We start from the raw sequence: 5324 nt of genomic DNA, 5'->3' as shown, positions 1-5324 counted from the left end.
AGCTGTAATGCATCGGTCCCATTAGCACACGTAATAACGTGTTTAACACCTGCGTATTCAGCCAACTTAGTCTCTAATTCATGCACCTCAGGGCCCATGATATATTTACCATGGTTAAGTACATGTTCAATTCGAGTATCAATACGTTTTTTTAAATAATGGTATTGTGCTTGTAAATCAATAAACTGCATCTATTTCAATCTGTTACTTTAGTTAATTTTTTATTTTCTAAGCGGTATACAATGCCGGTATGTTTGCAGGTTGCTGAAGCAGCCCCTTGGAGAGGTATATCAAGTTGTTCTCCATATTCACTCATCCAGCCAATTTGCTTTGCGGGAACTCCTACCATCAAGGCGTAAGGCTTTACATCTTTGTTTACCACAGCCCCCGCACCCACAAAAGCATATTGCCCGATGGTAATGCCGCATACAATAGTACAATTAGCACCCAAGGTAACCCCTTGTTTCACTAAGGTATCACGATATTCATCTTTACGTTCAACGCCAGATCGCGGATTATATACATTGGTAAATACCATACTTGGACCGCAAAACACTTCGGCTTCCAAATAAACATTATCGTAGACCGAAACATTGTTTTGAATTTTACACTTATTGCCAATGGTTACTCTATTACCTACAAAAACATTCTGCCCCAGAGAAACTCCTTCGCCTATCTGAGCACCGCTACAAACGTGTACAAAATGCCAAACTCGTGAATTTTTACCAATCTGAGCCCCTTTATCAACAATGGCACTCTCATGTATATAGGTTTCTAGCATTAGCCAATCACTTTATTTATAAAAGGATGTGCATCAGACTTATTACTCACAACACCTTGATTTCGAATTTCACTTACTATTTCGATGCTATTGCGCGCCTCTTCCAAACCAAAACCTTCACCTTTTAGTATATGTTGATAACTGGCTGTGTGCAGGTCAGTGAAACCATCAGAAAACTCAATTTCTTTTCCATCAACAGTGATTGAGCGATAGGTTCGTTGGCCTGCAACTTTAACTTCTTCAGGTATATAATCGTAATTAACCGATAAGAACCAGCGTACTTTCGCGTGCTTAAATTCTAGATAACCTGCATTCGCATCCGCGTGTTTTAGATGCGCTTCATTTTTCTTAATATCACCAAACACCCAACCTAACATGTCATAAAAGTGAACACCGATGTTCGTTGCGATACCGCCCGATTTATTTACATCACCTTTCCATGATGTAAAATACCAGTGCCCACGACTGGTTAAATAGGTTAAATCAACATCAAAAACTTTATCGGGGTTATTGGAAACTTCAGCTGTTACATATTCCTTTAATTCAATAATACTTGGGTGCAAACGAAGCTGTAGTATGTTGTAGACTTGGTTTCCTGTTTCCTCTTGTACGACTTTTAATGCATCAATATTATGCGGATTTAACACTAAGGGTTTTTCGCATATTGCATGAGCTCCTTGCCGTAACGCAAAACGAATATGCGAATCGTGCAAATAATTAGGGGACGCGATACTCACATAATCAAGTTGAGTACCCTCACGTTTTAACAAGTCAATGTGGCGATCAAAACGCTCATACTCAACGAAAAAATCAGCACCAGGAAAATAACTATCGATGATTCCCACTGAGTCATTTTTATCTAATGCTGCTACAAGATTGTTACCAGTATCTTTTATCGCCTTCATATGACGAGGGGCAATGTATCCAGCAGCCCCCATCAATGCAAAAATCTTCATCTAAAACTCTCAAATATAATAGATTTCAACCAAAGACAAACCCTATCGGGCCAACTCTGGTTTGTAAATAAAATGATGAACGAGAACTAATAACATTGAGAGCATGACACCCAGTACAGCCCCTAAAATCACAATGAACGCACGCTTAGGCTTAATCTTAACTTCTGCGATTTTTGCAGAACTTAATGTTCTAAACACATATTCACTACTAATTTCAGCCAGCATCAACGTTTTAGTTTGCTCTTCAATTAACTGATAAAAAATAGTCCGCATTTCAGCAATGTTAGTATTATTAATCTGTGTTTTAAGGTATTTAATACTATTAAGCGCTTCTTTTCTGCCCTGTAATTGCATATGTTCGTTAATAGCTAACACCAACAAGTCAACCCACCTTTTCGCAACAAAAGGAGAGTAGTGTTCGACGCTTAGAGATATCAAACCTGTTTTTGACTCCTGACTGATATTAATTTTATTTTTTATTTTTTGAAATAGCTTCCAGCTTGTAGGAACTAATGTACCATCTTGACTAGGCGGTACGTTACCCCTTACCCAGGTAGATGTTTTCGTATCATACAGATTTTGGTCAATAAGTAATTTTCTGGTACTTCTATCCCAGCCTTTGGCAGCAAATACTTCTACTTCAATTTTATTATTCTTAATAAAATCCTCTAAAAAACCCCAGGTTTTTATTAGCGCAATTGCAATAGTAGTTTTATCCCCGCCACTAGAGCCACCTAAATTGATTCCTGCCAATGAGGCAAAGCCACCAAACTGGCCAGCTAAACTTGACAGAGTGGAAGAGCTAGAAGTTGATGCCGGAGCTAGAATTGCTGTTGATTTGTATACATCAGGAATGGATAGAGCATAAAAAACGGAACTTACGGTAAAAACTGATGTAATACAGATGATAAGCCACTTACCTTTCCAGATCGTGGACCATAGTTCACGCAGGTCAATTTCGTCGCTTTTAGAAAAATTAATCGGTGGAGCGGGAGTTTGCATTTGCGGCATTTCAGTTTTTTGCACGTTTAAGCTCATATTAATAATTTTTAGTAATGGGAAGAACCTACTATATTCGGTATATGACTTGAGATCACAGATACTCCCGATATTAATAGATTAGGCTACACCAGTAATTTGCTTGACTTCTGCTTCTTTCTGCCTGACTTCAACTCCTTTGATACATTATAATCATGCCATACGACATCATTCATTATAAACTTCCCACAGCAGCCGCACCCAACGCAATCTGATAAAAAATCTGACTCATATCACGCCATAGTACAATCTGGTCTAGTTTATCTGCATCGAGCGGCACCACAATTGTATCCCCTGGTGCTATTTGCTTTTCAGTACTAGCAAACCACGTAGAGCTTTCAGGCATTTTTACTGCACCATTTGCTTTGATGATATAAACACGCCCTTCATCAGCTTTATCGGTTGTTCCACCACTTCGCTCTATGTAATCCCAATAACTTAGCTGTGCTTCATATATTTGGGAAATTGGCAACTGAACTTCTCCTACGATGGTAACAGAATTCTTTTTGCTTGGTATATACAGTGCATCGCCCTTTTGTAGCGGGATAGAGTAATCCGACTCTTTAGCAAGTACTTTTTCTAGATCAATGACTAGTCGCCCAGTCGCTTTAGTGCCTTTTAGTTGGGACAGAATTTTTTGCGCTACACCTACATCACTTGCCTCTTTTGTTTCTGAGCCTTGATTTACAGAGACCAATTCTGCTTTAGCAATGTCCTCAGCTAAACGCTCTTGCATTTCTTTTAACTGTTTAGCTTGTTGTTTTTTTAGGTCGACACGAGTAAACATAGAACCGGGCGCATAGGCATACTCTGTTAGACCGCCTGCACGCTCTAGCAATATTGCTAAGGTATCATTTTTATAGATTGGGTATACACCTGGAAATTTAACTTCACCACTTAAAGTTACCTGCTCCGATTCAGCCCACTCTGGTATGGTTTTTATTTGTAGTACATCTCGTGATTTGAGAGTGAACATTAATGAGTCAGTATTAGTTAAGTTCAAATCTACACGATACTGCTTACGTTCTTGTTGTTGATTAAATTCGGTTCGACTTAATTCAGCTCGTAGCTGAAAGGCTTTTTCGGTTAGTCCACCCGCAGCACTAATAAGATTACTGACATTCATTCCCTTACTAAGAGGGTAGACTCCTGGGAAGCGAACATCACCACTTACGGTAATTTCTTTTGATGGGGCTACAATGGTTGATTGAGATTTTAATAGTTCGATCAGTTTGGCAATTTCTTTTTGTCTGCTTGAGTCATACAAGCCAAAAAATAGAATTTCATCTTGATTTTGCAGAAGAATATCTCTTTTTGAACCTTGTTGATTTAAGGCATTTTCTAAGCTAAATGGAACAACCTCTAACTTTTGATCTGGTTGGTGATAACGTTTTATTAAACCATAGTTTAAATCAGGATTTGGTTTTAATCGCTGAACTTCAGACATGACATTACTTAAACGGAGACCCTGCTGCCAGGTGAGCGATTCTTCACGCAATATATGGCCTGAAAGTTTAATGATATTTTCAACTTTTTCCGCCACTTTCGGAATTGAGATTACATCGCCGTTTTTTAAATTTGTTTGCAAGTCAGTTGATTGTTTTAAATTAAGATTCAATAAGGTGCGTTGGTTATTTTGGTCAATTCTTTGGAGTGTGGCTAACTGTGGATATGCTGATGATAAAAGACCGCCAGCATAATGCATTAATGATTCTGCCGTTTCATCACCGGTTAGTTCATATCTTGCAGCCCGCCTTACTTCGCCTTTTATTCCAACAGTACTGCCAATTGACGGGATAAATACGACATCGCCTGACCTCAACTGCGCATCGTTACTGGTATCACCTTTGAGTAGTAAGTCATAAACATCCAGAGTTTGGATGAGCTTACCCTTGCGCTTTAATTGGATTTCTCTTAGTGAGCCATTTTCGGAAACCCCCCCACTTAATACCAGCGCGTTCGTCATTGTAGAAAGAGAGCTAACCACATAAGAGCCTGGTAAGTACGCTTCACCTAAAACGAATACACGTATAGAGCGTAACTGCCCCATAGACACACTAGCCTTTACGCCAATCATTTTTTGATTGATGGTATTGCTTATGTTTTGTTTGGCTTCTGAGAAGGTTTGACCTGCTAGGTGTAGCGGCCCTAGATCTGGTAAATATGTAGCGCCTTCCTGATCAATAACTAGTTCGTACGACTGACTGTCTTTACCGAATAGATTTACTTTTAGTGAGTCTCCAGGACCTAATACATAATCTGAGGAAACTGGGATATCATTAATGGGGGTGAATGTAGTTGGATTCCCTGAAAACAGGTCATAACCGAAGGGCATTAGACCTTCTTTTTTGGTTATTATTTGTTGTGGCTGCTTATGGTTTAGGCTTGTATCAACAACTCTAGGCTGAACGGTCGTTTCTTGCACAATAGTTTGAACTTGCCCTACACCACCACCCTGTGGAATTTCAACCCCAAACTGTTTGGCAAGGCGGCTTTGCTCTGCCGGAGACATACGCTTAAATTGTTCTAATTGCTGGGGCGTGGGTTGG

At 39.4% G+C, this 5324-nt stretch carries 5 protein-coding genes; all 5 read right to left on the bottom strand.

The window, feature by feature from the left end; genetic code table 11:
* Nucleotides 1-191: DegT/DnrJ/EryC1/StrS family aminotransferase (locus QZ488_RS20890; RefSeq protein WP_293752392.1), on the bottom strand; the 191-nt coding region annotated here is incomplete at its 3' end.
* A 5-nt stretch (nucleotides 192-196) separates the two neighbouring features.
* A complete protein-coding gene (locus tag QZ488_RS20885) occupies nucleotides 197-781 on the bottom strand; it encodes an N-acetyltransferase (RefSeq protein WP_293752390.1) in 585 nt (194 codons plus the stop codon).
* Complete coding sequence (locus tag QZ488_RS20880; protein ID WP_293752388.1) at nucleotides 781-1737, bottom strand: Gfo/Idh/MocA family oxidoreductase; 957 nt, start codon at nucleotides 1735-1737, stop codon at nucleotides 781-783. The genes QZ488_RS20885 and QZ488_RS20880 overlap by 1 nt, the downstream gene beginning before the upstream one ends.
* Nucleotides 1738-1779: 42 nt before the next feature.
* Nucleotides 1780-2763, bottom strand: coding sequence for a Wzz/FepE/Etk N-terminal domain-containing protein (locus tag QZ488_RS20875; RefSeq protein ID WP_293752386.1), 984 nt, complete (start codon nucleotides 2761-2763; stop codon nucleotides 1780-1782).
* 187 nt (nucleotides 2764-2950) lie between these two features.
* Nucleotides 2951-5324: SLBB domain-containing protein (locus QZ488_RS20870; RefSeq protein ID WP_293752384.1), on the bottom strand; the 2374-nt coding region annotated here is incomplete at its 5' end.

The organism is uncultured Paraglaciecola sp. (genome assembly GCF_913020055.1).
GTDB lineage: Bacteria > Pseudomonadota > Gammaproteobacteria > Enterobacterales > Alteromonadaceae > Paraglaciecola.
Note: the sequence above shows the minus strand (reverse complement) of the source record. Positions and strands in the feature narration are given on the sequence as shown.